Origin of the sequence: Bradyrhizobium sp. (genome assembly GCF_016462955.1) — a bacterium.
Lineage (GTDB): Bacteria > Pseudomonadota > Alphaproteobacteria > Rhizobiales > Xanthobacteraceae > Bradyrhizobium.
Genome location: NZ_JAEMSD010000264.1, coordinates 1 through 1,178, shown reverse-complemented (window position 1 = coordinate 1,178; position 1,178 = coordinate 1). Strand labels below are relative to the sequence as shown.

The following is a 1,178-nucleotide window of genomic DNA, read 5'->3' as shown; positions in this document are numbered from 1 at the left end:
TGCTTGCGCAAAAAGCCATGGAAGGAGGCCTTGAGCGCCAGCAGCTGCGCCTGCGGGATCTCCCGGCAGGCGTTCTCGGCATGCGAGAAGGGCACGACGTTGTCGGCGCGGCCGTGCACGACGAGGGTTGGCGCGGAGACGGATGCCACGGCCAACTTCCCCGGCGCGGCGAACTGGGCGATGTCGTTGACGGTTCCAGGAATCCGGGCGTGCAGATGCGCGAATACGCTCGACTGCAAGGCATGGAGCAGCAGGCCTGCCTCCGGATGACGCAAGGTACGTTCGCGCAAGGCGTCGTCGGGAATCGCACGGCGCGCAGCAGCCTGCGGGTTCCGCTCAGCTCGCCATTTCAGGATTGCGGGCAACCCGGGAAGACGCGCAAGGTGGCGCATCATGCGCAGGCGCGCGGCGATCTCCGGCGGCGTTTGCAGTTGTCCCGTGCAGGCCGAGATCAGCACCAGCGAACGGCAGCGCAAGGCATATCGGGCGGCGAATTGCAGCGCCGAGGGACCGCCGGCCGAGACCGCGACGACTGCCGCAGCCGAGATCCCGAGCGCGTCGAGCAGCGCTGCATAGACGTCAGCCTGTTCGTCGGGCGAGGCGCCAAGCGCAAGGGGCGAGCCGAGATAGCCCGGACGGGACACGGCGACGACCCGCTTGTCGCTGAGCGTCGCAGCGAGGGCGCGCGCCAGCAGCCACGACTGGTCGTGGCCGCCCATGCCGCCATGGATGGCGAGGATCGCCGGCCCCTCGCCTGCGACCGCGCATTGGACCGCCCCGCGTGGGGTCTGCACCGAGACCGGAGCAGGCCCGGCGAGCGGCAGGCTATCCGGATTTGCAGTCATGTCGCGCCTTCCCAACGTCCGAGTGCGGCGGCCTCGAGATGACGCAGAACCCTCGCTGGACGGTGCGCCTAGGCGAACTGCAGACCAAGCGATCTTTATTATAGGCGTCCCGCGACCTCAAGAGCCCAGGCTGCGGAATGCGCGGACACGAGCTGACGTCGCAGACTGCGCCGCTATTTCGAAGCCAATGCCGCCACGGCCCGCCACGCGGCATCCGGCGCGGTTGAGGAAAGCTGCCGGCACCGGTCGCGCATCAGCGCGGCCGGCCGATCATGGCCGCGCTGCTTCAAGACCGCTTCGAAATCGGCGAGTGCCTCGCCAAAGCGGCGCGCG

General features: G+C 68.9%; 1 protein-coding gene. It reads right to left on the bottom strand.

Going from position 1 to position 1,178, the window contains the following annotated elements; genetic code table 11:
• The coding region (locus JHD07_RS23765; protein ID WP_291626477.1) for an alpha/beta hydrolase at positions 1-845 on the bottom strand (845 nt) is incomplete at its 3' end.
• Positions 846-1,178 lie beyond the last annotated feature (333 nt).